The organism is Paenibacillus sp. R14(2021), assembly GCF_019431355.1.
In the GTDB taxonomy this organism is placed as follows: Bacteria; Bacillota; Bacilli; order Paenibacillales; family Paenibacillaceae; genus Paenibacillus_Z.
On record NZ_CP080269.1, the window covers coordinates 4,166,740 to 4,185,472 of the forward strand.

The following is an 18,733-nucleotide window of genomic DNA, read 5'->3' on the forward strand; positions in this document are numbered from 1 at the left end:
GCGCCATTTCATGCGCGGTGCCCGCCCTCGGTCGAGAGCATGGTCTGCGCGTTGGGCCGGGAGTTTGGTTCGCCGCGGCCATGCGGAGATAGAGCCGTTCGGCGATGCGGAATCATGATGCGCCCGCCCTTGATCCGAAGCGATACGAGCGGCTCGGGCACAGGATCGTCCTGACCGGCCGCCGACTTGAACGTGAACTGCTCTGCTAGCGTGCCAAGGATGAGCGCAGCTTCCATCATTGCGAATTGGGAGCCAATGCAGCCCCTCGAGCCGCCCCCGAACGGGAAATAAGCAAACCGCGCCCATGCGGAGGTGCCCTCCTTGAACCGATCCGGACGGAAGGCTTTCGCATCTCCGAAAACCTCGTCATTGCGGTGAATGGCATAAGGACTGATCAAGAAGCTGCTCCGGGCGGGGAATTGATCGCCCAGCATCTCAAGCCCGTGCTCCGCTTCCCGCAAGATCGCCCATGCCGGCGGATAGAGACGCAGGGTTTCTTGAATGACCTGCTTGGTGTACGGCACTTCCCGGTAGCGGGCGGCTGCCGACATCCGTTCGCCGCTTTCCCTCTCCCGTATCCGGGCGGCATCTAATTCCCGATGCAGCTGATCGGCGGCGCCCTCCGCACGCTCCAAGCCATGCCACGCCCAGACGAGCGCATTGGCCGTCGTCTCGTGGCCCGCCAGCAGCATCGTCATCATTTGATCCCGAATTTCGGTATCTGCGAGAGGCTTGCCGTCTTCATCCGTCGTATCAAGCAGCAGGCCGAGCAGATTGTCCGCGTAAGCGTCCGGATGCTTCCGGGCAGCGGCAATCGCACCGTATATCATCTGCTCCAGTGTACCAATGGCCTGTCTATGCGCCTTATTGCCGGGCGTCGGCCAGTTGAAGGGAAGGATAATCGGAGAGAAAATCGTGCGTGCCGTGTGGCGGATCGTCACATCGACGGCATGCGCGAGCCTTGCTTTATCATGCTCAAGCTCGGTGCCGAACATGGTTCGGGCTATAATGCCGAGCGTCAGCTGCATCATGGCGTCATGCATGGCAATGGGAACGCCGTCCTGCAGCGCCGCGCCAAGCTTGCGCGTCTCTTCGACCACGATCTCCGCATAGGTCTGAATGCGTTCCTTGTAGAAGGCCGGCGTCATATAGCGCTTCTGCTGCCGATGCTGCTCCCGTTCGGAAGTAAGCAGACCGTCCCCGATCGTGCGCCTGAGCACGCCCGCGCTGCGGCCTTTGCGCATACGGTCCTCCTGATGCACGAGAATTTCCTGCACGTAGGCGGGCGCATTTATAATAAACGTCGGGCGAAATGAGCTTGTCCGGAGCGACACGACATCGCCGAGCGGACGCGCATCGACAAGGAAGCCCAGCGGATCGCGCTGAAAACGAAAAAAGTTGGAAACGCGTGAAGATTGAATGTCGACGATGCCTGTCATGGACGGAATGCCTCCTTCATAAGCGGCTGCTGCAGCTCGCGGCTTCTCCCCTGAGTCTAGCATGTTTCCCGAAGTGCATTCAAACGCAGGCGCTAATCAATCACCATGTCAACAACTTGTTTCGCGAACGCGGCATAGGATTCGATCCGGTCCGGACTGCGATCAATCGCCCACCTGAGGGTATCGAACGCTTTTAATAGCAGCATATGTCTTCCATAAGCAAGGTCTTCCACGCGCATGCCGTACCCGTCTAGAAAGGCTTGGAATTCTTCTGTATTCGGAGCTCCGTCTTGGATTTGGCTCTGCATGAGCCCAATCATATCTCCATGCGGCACCGTTCTTACTTCTGCATTGCCCCAATCCAATACGATGACTTGTCCGGTCTGATCGACAATCGTATTCTTCAGTGACAGATCGCCATGGATGAGACCGAAGCGGAACGTTTCTTTCTTCACATCCTCGAACAGCCGCCGCGCGCGCTGCGATTGCATCGGAGTGAGTACGCCAAGCTCAATCAACCGGTCATGCTCCGTCAAACTATTGATATTATACTGTACATACCCGAGCCAACTGCCGTCCGATCCTGCATGTGAAGGGGAATGAAACTCGCCATGGACGGGATCGATTAGATTTTCCCCATATCCTTTCACTTGAATGGAATGAATACGTTTGGCATATTCGCCAAGCTGCCTCCAAATATCGGCCTTGGGAAGCGTACTGTCTAACCCGTTGTCTCCCTCAACGAAAGTTTGAATCATATAGGCGGTCTCATCGACGATACCAATGGACAAAACCTCAGGTCCGGGAATGCCGGCTGCGGCAGCTTGTTCCATACACCATTTTTCTTTCACATAGCTTGGATATGTACCTGTATCGTTCATGCGAACAACGACTTTACGACGCTCGGTTTCGACGACGCAAACCTGATTGACGAAGCCTTTTCCTATGATCTGGTAGGAAGCTTTTACTTGTTCCAGAAGAATATCGCCTGCAATTCGCTCTGCTTGTGTAACTACAGCGTCGTCCATCGTTATTCATCCCCTCATGTGTCGTGCTTCGAATAGTTTAGCAAAGTTTGTTACAAGCCGGTGCAGCATGGCAGAAGAAAGAAATAAATTTCTAATCTAAAATGAGGTCCCCGCCCTATGGCTGCCCGGGTTCAGGCTCGCTACAATGAGGTGCATAGCCTACATGAGGAGTGAACATAATGGGAAAATGGGGTAGCTGGAAGGCGGGAACGATCGGATTTTTATGCGGAGCCGTCTTTTTCTCCGGCGTGACATACGCGGCGACAGGGACGATCACTGTCGATTTTCGCCAGATTCATTATTTCTTTGACGGCGTGAGCAAGCAGCCTTCCAAGGATGCGCAGGGGTTTATGTACAAGAACACGATATACGTTCCACTGCGTTTCGTATCGGAGTCGCTGGGTAAATCAGTCGAATGGGTCAACGCCTCAAGCTCCGTGTACATCGGCAAGAAACCGACGCAGCCGGCTAGGCCGCCGGGGGCACCGCCTGCAAGTCCGTCCGGCCTGCAGGTATTCCCGAAGGATCATGCATGGAATACGGATATATCTGCTTATCCCGTGCATGCGAATTCGAAGAACTTTATTGCCTCCATCGGCGCTGGCCTCGGGATGCATGCGGATTTCGGAACGGTGTGGGACGGCGCTCCGATCGGAATCCCTTATACGATTGTGAGCGGCAATCAACCGAAGGTGAAGGTGACGTTCACGGATTACGGCGATGAGAGCGATCCGGGACCGTACCCGATTCCGCTGAATGCGCCCGTGGAAGGAGGGCCTGACAGCTCCGGCGACCGCCATGTCATCGTTGTCGACAAGGACAACCAGATGCTGTACGAGCTGTATAACGCGCATCAGTCGGGCCAAGGCTGGACTGCCTCCGGCGGAGCCAAGTGGGACCTGAAGACGGGCGCACAGCGGCCGAAATATTGGACCTCGGCGGATGCCGCGGGCCTGCCGATCTTCCCGGGGCTTGTCCGTTACGACGAGGCTTCCTCCGGCGAGATCAACCACGCGCTTCGATTCACGGTAAGCAAGACGCAGAAGGGCTTTATTTTCCCAGCAAGCCATTACGCCTCGAGCAGCACGGACGCTAATCTTCCGCCGATGGGGCTTCGCCTGCGCCTGCGCCAGGACTTCAATATCTCCGGCTACTCGTCTACGAACCAAGCCATTCTTCGCGCCTTGAAGAAATACGGCATGATCGTCGCCGATAACGGGAGCAGCCTGTACCTGAGCGGCGCGCCGGATTCCCGCTGGAACGATGACGACCTGCACAACCTCGGCAAAATAAAAGGCAGCGATTTCGAAGTGGTGGACACGGGTAAAATCGAGAAATAAGCGCTGCGGACTGGTAGCCGCCCAGGGGCTAGGCGCCCATGCGGCCAAGCGGCATCGAACAAACCATGCAGCCGGGCGGCCAAGCGCCAGCTGCGGCAGCGCCCGTATGCGCCTGGGCGGGGTGCAGCCTACAAACACCCGCGGCGAACAAAGACACCCTCCAGCGTCATGCTGGAGGGTGTCTTTCGTCTTCCGTTTATTTATGCTTGAATACCGTAGATTTTGTAAAGCTCGTCGAGCATCAGGTTAGCGGCCCGAACGCCGCCGGCCGTATTCCAGATCGCATCGTCGACGCGGAAGGCTTTCTTATTCTTCACGACGGAGAGGCTGTTCCAGAGTGGATCGTTCATCATTTCTTTCTCCATCGCAGTGCCTTTGCCGTCGCCTGTCTCATACGTGAAGTAGAACAGCATGTCGGCATCGACTTCGGGAAGACGTTCCTTCGTAATTTCCTCTACAAACGTATCTTTGTAGTTGCTTTGGCTGTCCGGACGGGTAATTCCCAGCTTGGCGAACGTAATGCCTGTGAATGTATCGCTCAGGTAAACGCGGGTTTTGCCTGCCATGAAGCGAACGACGGATACTTTTTGCTTCAGCTTGTCACCGGCTTTCGCTTTGAAATCCTCAATGCGCTTGTTGTAGTCGGCGATAATTTTATCGCCTTCCGTTGTTTTGCCGAGCGCCTTGGCATATAAGCTGAAGTTGTCCTGCCATGCACCGCGAAGCGTCTCGGAGAATACTGTAGGCGCGATGGCGGAAAGTTGATCGTATACTTTCTCCTGACGCAATTTGTTGCCGATAATGAGATCCGGCTTCAAGCTTGCAATCAGCTCAAGGTTCGGCTGGCTCTCTTCGCCGACGACCGTTACGCCTTCCATGTCGGCTGCAATATGCTTGTACCACGGATCGCCTGTCCAAGATTTAGCGGCGCCTACCGGTTTGATGCCGAGCGCAAGAAGCGCTTCGGTTCCTTCGTTCGTCAAGACAACGACGCGTGCAGGTGTTCCTTTAATAACCGTTTCTCCCATGGCATGCTTGATCGTTGTCGATGCCGCAGCGTCAGGCTCGGTTGAAGCGGCATTGCCGCTGTTTGTATTCGCATTAGATCCGTTTTGGCCGCATGCGGACAAAATGATGACGAACGCAAGCAGTACGGCTGCAAGCGCAAATGGTTGTTTCTTCTTTCCTTGCGTAAACATTTGAATAAACTCCCCTTCGATGAAAATGATTCTCATTACTAACTGGGATAACTATACCAAGCTCGTAATCGGATTGCAAGCACATTTGAAAATCATTCTCATTGACTCCGATTGCCGCTTGCTCTAAAATAACAAAATGTTACGGGTATGCCCGTATGCCTCTTAATTGGAGATCAACAACGACTAGGAACGAGGACCCGATGTTAACTACGCGAATACAGAAAACGACCGGGCTGCTGGTGAGCCTGGCCGCCCTCATTGCTGGTATTATCGCCAGCATAGCTTTCGGCGTCACGGATATTAGCTGGCATTCTATTGCAGGCTCCTTCACGTCCTACACCGGCTCGCAGGAGCAGCTTATTATTCGAACGGCCCGCGTGCCGCGTGCTTTCATAGCTGCAGCGGCTGGCGCAAGCCTCGCCGTGGCGGGGTCGTTGATGCAGGGCATTACGCGCAACCGCATAGCATCGCCGAGCTTGTTCGGCATTAATGCCGGCGCGGCCTTCTTCGTCGTCGCCGGCACCGCCTTCTTCGGCGCGGGCAGCCTGTCGACGTACGCTGCGCTTGCTTTCGCCGGCGCTGCAAGCGCCTCGGCGATTGTTTACGTACTGGGCTCGATCGGCAGCGACGGACTGACTCCGCTCAAGGTGACATTAGCAGGCGCGGCGATGACCGCTTTCTTCTCATCGCTTTCACTTGGCATCTTGCTGACAGGCGGTCAAACCTTCGACCAAGTGCTCTATTGGTTCGTGGGTTCTGTAGCAGGGCGCGATATGTCGATCTTCTGGTCGGCGGCCCCTTATATGGGTGCTGCGCTTCTCCTCGCCTTCTTCCTGGCAAGACATATGAACCTGCTGGCGTTAGGCGATGACGTAGCTGTTGGTCTCGGCCAGAAGACGGTCTATATTAAGCTGGCCGCTGCGATGGCCATCGTACTGCTGGCTGGAGGCTCCGTCTCGATTGCCGGCCCGATCGCTTTCGTGGGCATTATCATTCCTCATCTGACGCGTTATTTAGTGGGCTTGGATTACCGGTGGTCGCTGCCTTACTGCGCCGTACTTGGCGGCGTGCTATTGCTGGCCGCCGATATCGGCTCTCGATATATTGCTTTTCCCAAGGAAGTTCCCGTCGGCGTCATGACTGCGATAATCGGCGTTCCTTTCTTCGTCTATATTGCCAGAAGAGGGGACCGATAAGATGAACCGCTTATGGACGGTACGGGGCCGCAAGCTTTCGTTCCAGCTGGACCGCAGAATGGTAACGGTGATTCTGCTGCTTCTCGCCGCCAATGCGGCTGCAGTTATTCTATGTACGGGAATGGGCAGCACGTTTATTCGGCCGCTCGCCGTTATTCGCACGTTTCTGGGCATCGGCGATCCTTCCGACAGCATGATTATACTCACGCTGCGGCTGCCGCGCGTCGTCATCGCGATCATGGTCGGCTCGGCGCTGGCCGTCTCGGGCGCCCTGCTGCAGGGCATCGTGCGCAATCCGCTCACCTCGCCTGATGTCATCGGGATATCGGGCGGAGCTGCGCTCGGCACGGTGTTCTTCATCCTGTTCTGCTCGCAGCTGAGCATCCGCTACATGCCGCTGAGCTCCATCGCGGGCGCTTTCGCGGCGGCATGCTTGATCTACGCATTTGCTTATCGCCGCGGCGGCGTAACGCCGCTTCGGCTCGTTCTCATCGGCATCGGCATCGCCACGGCGCTGTCCGCGGTCACGTATATGCTCATTCTTACGGCATCCTTTACGCCGACGGCCGTAGCCGTCAAAGCTTTTACATTCATGACCGGCAGCATCTACGGCGTCTCTTGGAAACGCGATGTGCTTACGCTTCTGCCGTGGTTCGCGGTGCTGATGCCTGCCGCCATCTTCTATGCCCGGCACCTCAACGTTCAGGAGCTGGGCGATGATATTGCGACCGGCGTCGGCAGTTCTGTGAACGCTAAGCGGACGATGCTGCTGCTGATCAGCGTGGCGCTCGCTGGCTCGGCGGTCGCGATCGGCGGCACGATTAATTTCATCGGCCTGATGTCCCCGCATATTGCGCGTAAGCTGGTCGGACCGGCCTACGGCGGCGTCATTCCGGTATCCGCGCTGATCGGCTCGCTTGTCCTGCTGCTGTCGGATCTGATCGCCAGAGTCGCTTTCTTGCCGCTCGACATTCCGGCAGGCGTATTCACCGCCGCCGTCGGCGCTCCGTTCTTCATCTATCTGCTGTACCGTCACCGCAACACATAAGGGAGTGAATCTCGTGTCCGTCATTAATACGAAGAACCTGACGTTGTCTTACGGCAGTAGGCCGGTTCTATCGAATCTCGATTTGTCGATCCCCGAGGCCAAGATAACCGTCTTCATTGGCAGCAACGGCTGCGGCAAATCTACGCTGCTTCGTTCGCTTGCGCGCCTGCTTAAGCCGCAGGAGGGCTCAATTATCTTGGATGGCAGCGATATTGCCAAGCTGTCAAGCAAGGAAGTTGCGAGACGCTTAGCTATTCTGCCGCAAGGACCGGTTGCGCCCGAGGGTTTGACCGTGCAGCAGCTCGTGAAGCAAGGCCGCTATCCTTACCAGAGCTTCCTCCAGCAGTGGTCCGCCGAAGACGAGCGGCTCGTGAAGCGTGCGCTTGAAGCGACGCATATGGACCCGTTTGCCGTGCGTACCGTCGATTCCCTCTCGGGCGGGCAGCGTCAGCGGGCGTGGATCGCCATGACGCTGGCGCAGAATACGCCGACTATCCTGCTGGACGAGCCGACGACCTATTTGGACATGACGCATCAAATCGAGATTCTCGACCTGCTCTATGACCTGAACGAACAAGAGAATCGCACGATCGTCATGGTTCTGCACGATATTAATCTAGCCTGCCGGTACGCACACCATCTCGTAGCGGTCAAGGACGGACAAATCTACGCCCAGGGCGAGCCGGAGCGGATCGTCAGCGAACCGTTTATCCGCGACGTGTTTCACATGGAATGCCAAATGACGACCGATCCGCTGTTCGGCACGCCGCTTTGCATTCCGTACGGCAAAGGCCGCAAGCTGATTTGAGCGAATGTTCCATGGATTGGCCGATATGCTTTTGCGAATGCCAAGAGGCCGCTTTCCGTTGACGGGAGGCGGCTTCTTGGTGTTGTCGGCGATTGTATGCATGCAGTTTGTTTGTGCGTAGGCGGCCCGATGAACGGGTGTGGAGCCGCTGCACGTCCAGCCGGATAATTCGGCAGCAGCTCGAGGGAGATCGGAACCGCCCATAGATACGGGTCCTTGTCGGTTCCTTCTGTAACGCCGGCGGCAGCGGCAAGGTATTCGCCTGATTGCTCTGGCCGTCTAGTGTATAATGGGACGAGGACGAACGAATCGGAAGGATGGAAGCATGAGCGTAATTCGATTGGAGAACGTGACGAAGAAATACGAGGATGCGCTGATTTTCCGCGATATTTATTTTCGCGTGAACCAGGGGGAGCGCATCGGCCTGATCGGGCGCAACGGCGCCGGCAAGTCAACGGTATTCAGGCTGATTATGGGCAAGGAGGACCCGACTGCCGGCCGTGTGGAGATCGATCCGCAGGTAAAGATCGGCTACTTCTCGCAGTTCTCGGAGATGACCGGAAGCCTGTCCGTACAGCAGGAGCTGGAGGCCTGCTTCGAGCAGGTTGCGCTTATTGAGCGTGAGCTGCAGGAGGTCGGGGAGAAGCTGGGCACGGTCACCGATGACGGCGAGATGGAGCGTCTGCTGGACAGGCAGGCGGAGCTGTTCGAGCAAATGGATCATCTGGACGGCTGGAATGTATCCGTCGAGATCAACACCGTGCTGACGAAGCTCGGCTTTAACGATCGTTCGCGCAATCAGCCGGTCGACGAGCTGTCAGGGGGCTGGAGAAACCGTGCCGCGCTGGCGAAGATGCTGATCGAGCTGCCGGACGTCGTGCTGCTCGACGAGCCGACGAACTATTTGGACATGGAAGGCATCGCATGGCTGGAGCAGTGGCTGTACCGGTTTAACGGCGCCATGATTCTCGTCTCGCATGACCGGCAGTTTATCGATAAGGTCGTCACGCGGACGATCGAGATCGAGAACTACCATTTTCAAGAATACGATGGCAATTATACGGATTACATCCGCAAGAAGAAGATGCGCAAGAAGGAGCTGGACCGTCAGTTCGAGTGGGAGGAAGAGCTGCTCCTGATGGAAGCAGAGGCGATCGACAGCCGCGCAAGCCGCAAGTCTGCCAAGGACCGGCTGTCCCGCAAGCTGGCCGACAACAAGAAGCGGATCGAGCCGCATCCCGTCAATGTGCTGATTACGGATATTTACGAGCGGCTGCGGTTCCCGGACAAGCTGTGCGAGGTGAAGGGCATCGGGCAAGTCTACGAGGGCCGTCAGATCTTCCAGAACGTCAGCTTCGATATTCAGAAGGAAGACCGTCTCGTCATTGCCGGCCCGAACGGAAGCGGTAAATCGACGCTCATTAAGGCGCTGACCGGACAGGAGAAGCCCGAAGCGGGCGAGGTGATTTGGGAGAAGGGCGTCAGCTATGCCTATTTCAATCGGATGTGGGAGGAGCTCGATCCCAAGGATACCGTCAGCCACGCGGTGAATACATATGGGCTGGGGCTTGATGCGCCGCGTAAGAAAGTGAACAAATTCCTTGCCATGCTGCAGTTCTCCGAACTGGATTTAAGCAAGTTCATCGGCAATCTGTCCGGCGGACAGAAGGCTCGTGTCGCGCTGGCGAAGTGTCTGCTCTCGGGCGCGGCCGTGATTATACTTGACGAGCCGACCAACCATCTTGATCTAACGAGCATTCAGGTCATGGAGCAGGCGCTGATTCATTTTCCAGGGGCAGTCATAACTGTCAGCCATGATCGGTTCTTCATCGATAAAATCGGGACGAAAATGCTGACCTTCGACCCGGAAACCGGCGTTAGCGAGCAGAGTTTGTAAGTGTGGCAGCGTACGGTATAGTTAGATCAGGCATCCTATTCATGTTAAAATCAAAGATTATCTAGGAGGAATATGAACATATGTCTACTGCAAATTCGAATGAATTACCGCCGAAAACATGCTCGATCGATCGTTTGGTAACGGTCAAGCCGGATGTTGAGAAAGTGCTTGCCGGCATCAAAACCGCTACCCGCCGGAACGGACGCTATGCGGATGTCGGCGAAATCATGGTGCTTCAAAATCAACGCTTCGTTGTGGAAAAGGTGTATGCACAGTCGCTGGGCGAATTGACCGACGAGCATGCTAAGCAAGAGGGCTATGAGACCGTAGAAGCGTATAAGCAGTCCATCCTATCCTATCATCCCGGCATGCCATGGCTTCCGCATATGCGTGTTTGGGTGCACGAATTCCGTCCCGTTCAGGAGTAGCCGGCTTTTGAATCCCTGGTACGCCTTGCTGCTCTATATCCATATTCTTAGCGCCATTATGTCTATAGGGCCTTTCTTTGTTCTCTTTCCAATCCTTAGGAAGCTTCGAGGCGCGGAAGCCTCGGAGCAGAATGCCTATTTGGCCGTGTTTCGCTCCGCGATTCGTTTGGCTAAGCATGCCGGTCATGTTTTGGTCGGCTCGGGCGTGCTGCTCGTGCTCGTCGGCTCGTGGCCGTGGACAACCTCATGGATTGCGATGACGATCGTGCTGCTCGTAGGGTCACTCTTCTTCCTGGCACGCGCATTCTCGCCGAAAATCCGAAAATTCAACGATCCGGGGCAAGAAAAAACAGCCATTATTCGTTTACTTTATCGATCAGTATGGATTTATCTGGGGCTGCTGCTCTGCATGCTGGCCTTTATGGTTGTGAAGCCGGTGCTATGGTAGTGAAAATATAGCAGGTCACCGAATTCACTGTGCAGTCGAATGTTTTTCCGATCGCTGTTGTTTCCGGACTCCTTGAATACATAGGCAAGCTGGAGACCGCTCACAAAGGCGAACGCTGATGCTTCTTCAGAATTATGGCAGAATTGTTCCCCGATAACCATCTCGTCCGAGCATCCGCAGAGAAGCTGAACTAATGGCAGCCAATTAGGAAGGCCAATATCCCTCGCCGGAGGAGATGTTGACCTTTATTGGCTGAAGATGCGGCGTAATGAAATTCTACCAACGGTTGAATGGGCTTGTTCAACTGACTATTGATAGAGCGCAGCCTGCGGACATGCTATGCTGAACATAGACAGTGCGCACTGTACACTTATTCAGTTGGAGGCGTTCTACCGTGGATATGCGAAAGATCGGTGCTTACATCTCTAGTCTTCGAAAAGAAAAAGGAATGACGCAGGTGGAATTCGCGGAGCGGCTCAGCTTGAGCCATCAAGCTGTCTCCAAGTGGGAGCGCGGGGAGTCGCTGCCGGATATCGGAATGCTCCCGGCCATCGGCCGCCTGCTCGCAACGTCGATTGATGATCTGCTGATGGGCGAGAAACGTGCCGTGCAGCAGGTGGCTGCAGCGGCCGAGGAGCCGCTTGCCGCGGATGCGGAGGCGCCCTTCTATACGGAACGGGAAGCAGCTTCCGAGGAGGCTGAACCTGCCGCAGACGAGACGGAAGATCCGGCGCTTGATGAGGATGCCGAAGAAGAAGATGAAAATGGTGCACGCTTGCATCCGAGCTTGCAATCGATCATGCAGCTGGCGCCATTCCTAAGCAGCGAGACGATCGATGAGATGATTGCGCACGTCGAAGTCGGCCAATTAAGCATGGAGGCTTTGACCGGCTTAGCCCCCTTTATCAGCAGCGGCTCGCTGGATCGATTGATCGATAAGGCCATTCATGGCAAGATCGAAATGAAGCAGATTGTCAGTCTTGCTCCATTTCTAAAAGCAGAGCAAATTGACCGCCTTGTGCAGCAGGACGTAAATCGTGATACGGACTGGAGTTTCATTCAAGCTTTAGCACCGTTCATCAGCGGGAATACGCTGAACCTGCTCGTCGATCGTACTGTTAACAGTGGAGTCGATCTCGATCAGGTCATGAGCTTAGCCCCGTTTCTTAACCGGGAGAGCATGGAGAAGCTCATGGACCACGTTGTCTCAGGCCATCTGGAATCCGGTATGCTTGCAAGACTTGCGCCTTTCCTTCACAAGGAGGCGCTGGATAAGCTGGTTAAACGCCTGCTCAGCCAGACCACGGCATTCACGGAAGAATAGCTGTCGCCCCCAGCATGCAGCCCCTCTGTACAACAAACGCAAGGCTGTCCCGCTGCCATTACGGCAGGTGGACGGCCTTTTTGCGCTGCTCGGGGGCGGCGCAGCCGGACCTCAGGCCAGCAGTCAGAACGAGCGGCTCGTGCTACAATGGAAACATAATAGGAGAAACGGGGGCTGAAGGATGAACTGGAGATACCTCGGTTATTTTGCGCTGGCGCTGCTCATCATTCATATTCCGTTTGTCGGACCGTTCTTCCGAATCGCCAACACGCTGATCCATGAATCCTCGCATGCTATCGTAGCTTTGCTGATGCGCGGGCAAGTGCTGAGGATCGAGCTGTTCGCGAATACGGAAGGCGTGACGTACACCGCTTCCGCCACTTACGCTGCCGCCTTGCTCACGAGTGCGGCCGGTTACGTCGGATCGTCTATCGCAGCATTAGGGCTGGCGGTATTATGCGCCAAAGGCAGACATGCGGTGTCACTGTGGCTGTTTGTCATCCTTGGTGCCGTGAATCTGATTCTATGGGTGCGCAATCCGTTCGGCATGGTTTGGCTGGCTGTCTTCATCGTTGTGCTGCTCTACGCCCTGCGGCGGAAGGGGAAGTGGACATCCGCCCTTTCCATCGGCTTGTTTGCCTTCGTGCTGGCCGAGTCAGTGTCGAGCAGCTTTGCGATTCTATGGCTGAGCCTGAATACGCCCGCGGGGGCTGGCGATGCGGCGAATTTGGCGCGGGAGACGCCGCTTCCAGCAGGCTTTTGGGGAATCATCTTCATGCTGCAGGCATGCATATTGGGCTTCATGAGCGCAAGAATCGTGCTTCGCAAGCGCGCGAATAACCGCTGATTGGAGGGGACAGGGGATGCATCTATTTCGTATGAAAGCAACGCTGGACGGCGAGAGCCGCATGCCGGAATTTCTTGCGCACAACTATATCTGCTTCGGAAAGCCGGGGATCGGAAATTTGGAGCAGCGGAGCAGGTCAGAGCTTACCGCTCAATTGGCTGAAGCCCCTCTCGATGATCAAGAGCGCCGGCAGCAGTTGAAGGATTACTGCACCTTTGCCTACGAGATGCAGGACGGCGATTATGTCGTGGTGGATGATGGGGCGTACGTTCATGTCGGCGATGTCGGCGACTATTACTATTTGGACTCGTTCGACAACGATGAGGATCGAAGCGGTCACCGGCGCGGCGTCACGTGGCTCCGAAGCTTGCAGCGGGAAGAGGTACATCCGGAGCTGGCTGCTTTTCTCGGTCAGGCAGGTGAGATCGGGATATTCGGGCATCCCCTTACTGATGGGGGGCTGGAGCACCTGCTGTCGAAGCCGGCTGCCGAGCCGGGGAGAGCGGGATTTATTGATGAAGCGACGATACAGGAAGCGCTTGGCATCCTGAGGGCGGCGATGAGAAGCGAGGATGCAGAACGCAGAGAACGGGCCGCAATTGCGATTTTGCAGGCGGTTCACGCCAGGGGTCAATAAAGGGCCGGAAATGTTCTGGAGAAGATCTGATCCGGCAAATAATGCGACAAGGGCGTCCCGCGAACGGGGCGCCCTTTACTTGCCAGCCAATGCTATTGAAGTCAACATTATAGTTCTTGAGCAGTTATAAAAAAACCGCTCCTTGGGAGCGGCTTAGTAATCGCGTATGGCTTAGCCTTGATAGAAATTCCGGTCCCAGCGGTGAGCCTTCAGCTTGGCCAGCTGCTCGGCCGGCAAGCCGCGGCCATCGCCGACCTTCATGTTGCGTTCTACGTTGCTGACGGTACGCATGCCGGGAATAACGGTGGAGACGGCAGGATGACTGAGCACGTAGCGCAGTGCGGTTTCCGCCATGTCGTTGGCGGAGATGCCGAGATCGGAAGCGATGGTCTGCACGCGGTCGTAAACCTCTTGCTTTCTGCTGCCGCGGAAGTAATTATTGCGGAAATCGCTGTCGTCGAACGTCGTGTCCGGCGTAATGCGTCCCGTCAGTCCGCCTTCGTCGAGCGCAACGCGGACGATGACGCCTACGTTATGCTTCTCGCAGGCTTGCAGCAGTGCATCCTCGGGGCTTTGGTCGAAAATGTTGTAGATGACCTGGACGGAATCCACGACACCGGTCTCGATCAGGCGGATCGCGTTGCTGGCTTGATGATCATTAATCGACACGCCGAAATAGCGGATCTTGCCCTGCTCCTTCAGCTTCTGCACGGCTTCCAGCCAATCGCCTTGACCGACCCACTCATCGGACCAAACGTGGAACTGCTGCACGTCGATCGTCTCGAGGCCAAGGTTGCGCAGGCTTTGCTCGGTGCTTGCGATGACGTAATCGCCCGGAAACGCATCGTCTGCGGCAATGCCGGACGGAGCTGGCCATTTGCGGTTCTTCGGCGGGATTTTGGTCGCGACGTAAATGGGCTGCGTATGCGCACGGACGACTTCGCCGACGAGTCTTTCACTGTGTCCATCGCCGTAGGCAAGCGCTGTATCGATGAAATTAAGTCCCAGCTCGATGGCTCTGTTCAGCGCCCTTAGCGATTCGTCGTCGGATGCTCCGATCCAGCCGGATTTGCCGATGCCCCATGCGCCGTACCCGATTTCCGAAATGTTCAGGCCGGTTTTGCCCAGTTTTCTGTGATTCATAAGGCTGCCTCCTTTATAGTCCTGCATTGGATTTTCGATTCTGTTTGTCCATTCGCTTGCTGCACCCCGTCTGCTTACTTGACGTAATCCCGCCATGCATGCTTCGGCTTCCAGCCGAGCAGTTCTTTCGCTCTCGCGTTGCTCAGCAGCGATTCGTGGCCGTTCAGCGGCTCGCGGAAATCGCTCACCTCCGGGAAGCGCTCGGTGAGCAGCGCTCTGCTCGGGATGGCGCTGCTCGTATCGTCCGCCGCGAGATTAATCGCGACCGAGCCAAGTCCGTCGGTCTCGATCGCGAGGCGGCACGCTTCGGCGATATCCCGGGTATCGACATAGCTCCACAGGATGCGGTCGCGTGCAGCCGGATCATGGATGAATGATGGGAATGACGCGTAACGGTCCGGCGGAATGACGTTGCCGATCCGCAGCGAGACGACCTGCATGCCGGTGCGGCGGTGAAACATATCTGCCGTCTGCTCGTTGACGACCTTGGACAGGCCGTAGCTGTCCTGCGGGAGCTGCGGGTGATCCTCATCGACCGGCACATAGGACGGTCCGAACCGGTTCACCGCAAACACGATGCCGTAAGACGACTCGCTGGAGGCGATGACCGCCTTGCGAATGCCGAGTCCCGCGGCTGCTTCCAGAATGTTATAGGTGGACATGACGTTGTTCTCGAACGTGACCTCGCTTGTCCGGATATGCGCGGCTGGAATCGCCGCTAGATGTACAACGGCATCCGCGTCGGCTAGTGCGTTATAGACCTCGCCCAAATTCGTTAAATCCGCCAGCAGCGTCGGACAGAGATGCTCCTGCGGGCGTACAGTGTCCACGTTCACGACCTCATAGTTCTGTTCAACGAAATGCTTAACGACCCATTGCCCAAGCATGCCGCTCCCGCCGGTTACGACGACTTTTGCCACATTGTCTTCCTCCTCGTATATTGCGTTTATTGACCTGCCCTATTAGTTCGCGTCAGCTAGAATGCCTTCGATCTGCTCTAGAACGTCAGCAGACAGCGTGATGCCGGATGCCGCGGCGTTCTCCGTTACTTGCTCCGGACGGCTCGCGCCGACGAGCGCGCTTGCCACGTTCGGCTGACGCAAGATCCAAGCTAGTGCCAGCTGGCCGACCGTAATTTGAAGTTCGGAGGCAATGGCGCCAAGCTTCTTCACCTTCGCGATTTTCTCTTCGCTGATGCCTTTGCGCATCCACTCGAGTTTGGCCGCGCGGCTGTTCTCCGGGATCTCGTCCGCAGCGTTATATTTGCCAGTCAGCAATCCTTGGGCAAGCGGAGAGAATACGACTTGTCCAATGCCGCTGCGTTCGCTGAGCGGAATGATTTCTTTCTCGATATAACGTTCAAATAAATTGTAAATCGGCTGGTTGACGACGATGCGATCGAGCAAATAGCGGTCGGCCGTTGCCAAGGCTTCTACGATATTCGTTGCCGTCCATTCGCTGATGCCGACATAAAGCGCCTTGCCTTGCCGAATGAGATCGTCGATGGCGCGCAGCGTCTCTTGTACGGGTGTTTCGGGGTCATAACGGTGACAATATAGGATGTCCACATAGTCCAAACCAAGTCGTTTGAGGCTGGCATCGGCCTGCTCCATGATATGTTTGCGCGAGAGGCCGCGGTCGTTCGGACCGTCTCCCATCTGCCCGAACACTTTCGTTGCCAGCACGTAGGAGTCGCGCGGATAGGCGCGCAGCGTATTGCCGACGACGATCTCAGCTTCGCCGCGTTCGTATACATTGGCTGTATCGAAGAAATTAATACCCAGATCATAAGCGGTTTCAATCGACTTCACCGCGTTTTCCTTCTCGACGTAACCGCCGTACGTCAGCCAGCTGCCGAGGCTGATTTCGCTAACCTTCAGACCGCTTCCGCCCAATCTCCGATAATTCATCGCACATGCCTCATTTCATTCGATTGTAAGCCCATTCAAAGCCCCTATTAAGTATAAGAGTTCTGCCGCGCGGCCGAAAGTAGTGAATATATGTGCAATTAATGAGACGAGGTATATCTGCTATACTTTAATTACCAGCAAGTGAGAGCAGATGAGCAGCATATCGAAGGGCGAAATAAGAGTATAGCGCTAAGGCGGGAGGACGTACCATGAACAACGACAAGCCGGTTTCGGGTGAGACACGCATTTCCCCTTGGCTTTCCGTGCGCTGCGCGGCGGAGGCAGCCGAGTTCTACAAATCGGCTTTCCAAGCGGTTCAAACTTACGCGCTCGATGACGATGAAGGCAACTTGATGATCGCGCAATTCTCCGTTGCCGGCGCGGATTTCTGGGTTCAGCAAGATCCGGAAACAAGCCCGGACGCCTCGGGCCTTGGCTCGGTCCGCATGATTTTGACCGTGGCGGATCCGGATACGGTGTTCCGGCAGGCGATCAGTGCCGGGGCAGCCGAAATCTACCCCGTAGGCGAAGGCCACGGCTGGCGGATCGGGCGCATTGTCGATCCGTCGGGGCATCATTGGGAGATCGGCAGACGGTTGACGTAGCACGATCATTCGACGCGCAAGAAAGCCGGGACCTCATGGAAGGCAGCCCGGCTTTCTTGCGTTTTCGGGTCAACTTGGCGAAGATCCACGCATGTCCTTCGTTATCCGTGACGGTGTTTAAAAGGAAAACGAACGTCTGCGCAGAATGAACAAGAATGGACATGAAATCGATTCTTCATCGCTACAGCTTGCATATTACGAAGCATCACTGGGACGCGGAAGACGTTACGCAAGAGGCATGGCTCAAGCTGAACGAGGCCAAGCGCAAAAATCCGGAGAGGGAGATTACGAAGGCGTATTTGTATCGTATTGTCAAACATGCATGGATCGATATGGGCCGGAAAAACCGGCTGCAGGCAGTGCCTCTTCATCCGCTATATGAGGAAGTCGGAGCTGATGCTTCGTTGTCCAGCAGAGAGCTTCTAGAGCTGCTGGCGGAACGGCTGCCGCCCAAGATGGCTGTTATTTTGCTGTTGATGGACGTGTTCGATTTTACGGCGAAGGAAACAGCGGCGTATGTCGGGATGAAGGAAGCGGCGGTACAAGTATCGCTTGGCCGGGCTCGGAGGCGGATGCAAGAACTGGCTCCCTATGCGGTTAGAGATCAGGCCGTGCCTGCCGCGCAGCCGATTCCCGTGCATTTCGAGGCATTGGTGGAGGCCTTTCGGAGACAAGACCCGGCCTTGATCCACAGGGCGTTCATGGGGCTGACTAGAGAAGGCATTCAGCTTGCCGGGCTTCAAGCGCTCGGCGGCAGGCTGCATTTTACGTTCAGGGATCCGGACGGGAACCTGTTCCAAGCGGTATCGAATTAATATGGCGCAGGCTGTTTGGTTTCTTCGAATTTCTACGTTTATTAAGTCGGGTAACCAATACGAACCGAGGGGATGATTGGAATGGAAGGTTCTCGTGAAATGCTGGGGAATGTACTCAGAAGTATTTGCTCGGTGTACGTGCCGGTAAGGAACGCCGCGCGGTCGGTCGCGTGGTGGCAGCGGAACTTCGGCTTGGAGCTGGCGGTGCCGCAAAATCCGACGATTCTGAAGCTGGCCGAGGGGCAATGGCTGCATTTAATAGAGACGGGCGGAGAGATCGATAATCAATTTCCGGATAAGTCGGGGTATGCCATGTTCAGGTTTACGTTCGAGGTCCGAGGCATCGAGCACGTGTACGAGCGGCTGCAAAGCAACGGCGTAAGAACCGAGGAGCTGAAGGATCGCGATTGGTGCGGCATCAACTTCGTCTTCTACGATCCGGATGGCAACAAATTCGACGTCAACGAAGCCGTCAGGGCTCACCGGACGCCAGAGGAAGCGGAGGCGCTTATTGCACGGTTATTTCACCCTGTGGGGTAAGAGGAACGAAGGTCTGACTACCGGTTGTTAGCGGCGGTCAGACCTTTTGTTTACAACAACGGCCAAGGTATGCGGCATAGG

General features: G+C 55.9%; 20 protein-coding genes. 13 read left to right on the top strand and 7 right to left on the bottom strand.

Features of this window, described 5'->3' with window-relative positions; all coding sequences use genetic code 11:
• Positions 1-8 precede the first annotated feature (8 nt).
• The gene (locus KXU80_RS19420) at positions 9-1,439 is read right to left on the bottom strand and encodes a cytochrome P450 (RefSeq protein ID WP_219834837.1); all 1,431 of its coding nucleotides are present in this window, start codon (positions 1,437-1,439) and stop codon (positions 9-11) included.
• Positions 1,440-1,531: 92 nt separating this feature from the next.
• Positions 1,532-2,467: a phosphotransferase family protein gene (locus KXU80_RS19425; protein WP_219834838.1), complete on the bottom strand. Its 936-nt coding sequence runs from the start codon at positions 2,465-2,467 to the stop codon at positions 1,532-1,534.
• A 179-nt stretch (positions 2,468-2,646) separates the two neighbouring features.
• Here KXU80_RS19425 and KXU80_RS19430 point away from each other — a divergent pair, with 179 nt between their 5' ends.
• Positions 2,647-3,807: a stalk domain-containing protein gene (locus tag KXU80_RS19430; protein ID WP_219834839.1), complete on the top strand. Its 1,161-nt coding sequence runs from the start codon at positions 2,647-2,649 to the stop codon at positions 3,805-3,807.
• A gap of 28 nt (positions 3,808-3,835) precedes the next feature.
• Here KXU80_RS19430 and KXU80_RS28135 read toward each other — a convergent pair whose 3' ends face one another.
• The gene (locus KXU80_RS28135; protein WP_258171066.1) at positions 3,836-3,958 is read right to left on the bottom strand and encodes a hypothetical protein; all 123 of its coding nucleotides are present in this window, start codon (positions 3,956-3,958) and stop codon (positions 3,836-3,838) included.
• Positions 3,959-4,007: 49 nt separating this feature from the next.
• Positions 4,008-5,006 (bottom strand): ABC transporter substrate-binding protein, encoded by a 999-nt coding sequence (locus tag KXU80_RS19435; RefSeq protein ID WP_219834840.1) that lies wholly within the window; start codon positions 5,004-5,006, stop codon positions 4,008-4,010.
• A gap of 200 nt (positions 5,007-5,206) precedes the next feature.
• Here KXU80_RS19435 and KXU80_RS19440 point away from each other — a divergent pair, with 200 nt between their 5' ends.
• The 9 genes from KXU80_RS19440 (at position 5,207) to KXU80_RS19480 (ending at position 13,639) form a co-directional block, all read left to right on the top strand.
• Positions 5,207-6,202: a FecCD family ABC transporter permease gene (locus KXU80_RS19440; RefSeq protein WP_219834841.1), complete on the top strand. Its 996-nt coding sequence runs from the start codon at positions 5,207-5,209 to the stop codon at positions 6,200-6,202.
• Between the two features lies 1 nt (position 6,203).
• Positions 6,204-7,250 carry a FecCD family ABC transporter permease gene (locus KXU80_RS19445; protein WP_219834842.1) on the top strand — a complete coding sequence of 349 codons (1,047 nt, stop codon included), beginning with the start codon at positions 6,204-6,206 and terminating at the stop codon, positions 7,248-7,250.
• Between the two features lie 13 nt (positions 7,251-7,263).
• Complete coding sequence (locus tag KXU80_RS19450) at positions 7,264-8,058, top strand: ABC transporter ATP-binding protein (RefSeq protein ID WP_219834843.1); 795 nt, start codon at positions 7,264-7,266, stop codon at positions 8,056-8,058.
• Between the two features lie 325 nt (positions 8,059-8,383).
• Positions 8,384-9,955, top strand: coding sequence for an ABC-F family ATP-binding cassette domain-containing protein (locus KXU80_RS19455; protein ID WP_219834844.1), 1,572 nt, complete (start codon positions 8,384-8,386; stop codon positions 9,953-9,955).
• 80 nt (positions 9,956-10,035) lie between these two features.
• Complete coding sequence (locus tag KXU80_RS19460; RefSeq protein WP_219834845.1) at positions 10,036-10,383, top strand: ASCH domain-containing protein; 348 nt, start codon at positions 10,036-10,038, stop codon at positions 10,381-10,383.
• Between the two features lie 58 nt (positions 10,384-10,441).
• Complete coding sequence (locus KXU80_RS19465) at positions 10,442-10,831, top strand: hypothetical protein (protein ID WP_258171475.1); 390 nt, start codon at positions 10,442-10,444, stop codon at positions 10,829-10,831.
• Positions 10,832-11,231: 400 nt separating this feature from the next.
• On the top strand, positions 11,232-12,155 hold the full coding sequence (locus KXU80_RS19470; RefSeq protein WP_258171476.1) for a helix-turn-helix domain-containing protein: 924 nt from the start codon (positions 11,232-11,234) through the stop codon (positions 12,153-12,155).
• Positions 12,156-12,336: 181 nt separating this feature from the next.
• The gene (locus tag KXU80_RS19475; protein WP_219834848.1) at positions 12,337-13,002 is read left to right on the top strand and encodes a M50 family metallopeptidase; all 666 of its coding nucleotides are present in this window, start codon (positions 12,337-12,339) and stop codon (positions 13,000-13,002) included.
• Between the two features lie 16 nt (positions 13,003-13,018).
• Positions 13,019-13,639 carry a hypothetical protein gene (locus KXU80_RS19480; RefSeq protein WP_219834849.1) on the top strand — a complete coding sequence of 207 codons (621 nt, stop codon included), beginning with the start codon at positions 13,019-13,021 and terminating at the stop codon, positions 13,637-13,639.
• A 171-nt stretch (positions 13,640-13,810) separates the two neighbouring features.
• Here the strand turns inward: KXU80_RS19480 and KXU80_RS19485 are convergent, their stop codons facing one another.
• From KXU80_RS19485 to KXU80_RS19495, 3 genes are all read right to left on the bottom strand, one after another.
• Positions 13,811-14,782 carry an aldo/keto reductase gene (locus KXU80_RS19485; RefSeq protein ID WP_219834850.1) on the bottom strand — a complete coding sequence of 324 codons (972 nt, stop codon included), beginning with the start codon at positions 14,780-14,782 and terminating at the stop codon, positions 13,811-13,813.
• A gap of 74 nt (positions 14,783-14,856) precedes the next feature.
• Positions 14,857-15,702, bottom strand: coding sequence for an NAD-dependent epimerase/dehydratase family protein (locus KXU80_RS19490; protein WP_219834851.1), 846 nt, complete (start codon positions 15,700-15,702; stop codon positions 14,857-14,859).
• 42 nt (positions 15,703-15,744) lie between these two features.
• Complete coding sequence (locus KXU80_RS19495; protein ID WP_219834852.1) at positions 15,745-16,692, bottom strand: aldo/keto reductase family protein; 948 nt, start codon at positions 16,690-16,692, stop codon at positions 15,745-15,747.
• A gap of 209 nt (positions 16,693-16,901) precedes the next feature.
• Between KXU80_RS19495 and KXU80_RS19500 the strand changes: the two genes are divergently transcribed.
• The 3 genes from KXU80_RS19500 (at position 16,902) to KXU80_RS19510 (ending at position 18,652) form a co-directional block, all read left to right on the top strand.
• Complete coding sequence (locus KXU80_RS19500; protein WP_219834853.1) at positions 16,902-17,297, top strand: VOC family protein; 396 nt, start codon at positions 16,902-16,904, stop codon at positions 17,295-17,297.
• A gap of 155 nt (positions 17,298-17,452) precedes the next feature.
• The gene (locus KXU80_RS19505; protein WP_258171067.1) at positions 17,453-18,112 is read left to right on the top strand and encodes an RNA polymerase sigma factor; all 660 of its coding nucleotides are present in this window, start codon (positions 17,453-17,455) and stop codon (positions 18,110-18,112) included.
• An 81-nt stretch (positions 18,113-18,193) separates the two neighbouring features.
• The gene (locus KXU80_RS19510; protein WP_219834854.1) at positions 18,194-18,652 is read left to right on the top strand and encodes a VOC family protein; all 459 of its coding nucleotides are present in this window, start codon (positions 18,194-18,196) and stop codon (positions 18,650-18,652) included.
• Positions 18,653-18,733: the final 81 nt, after the last annotated feature.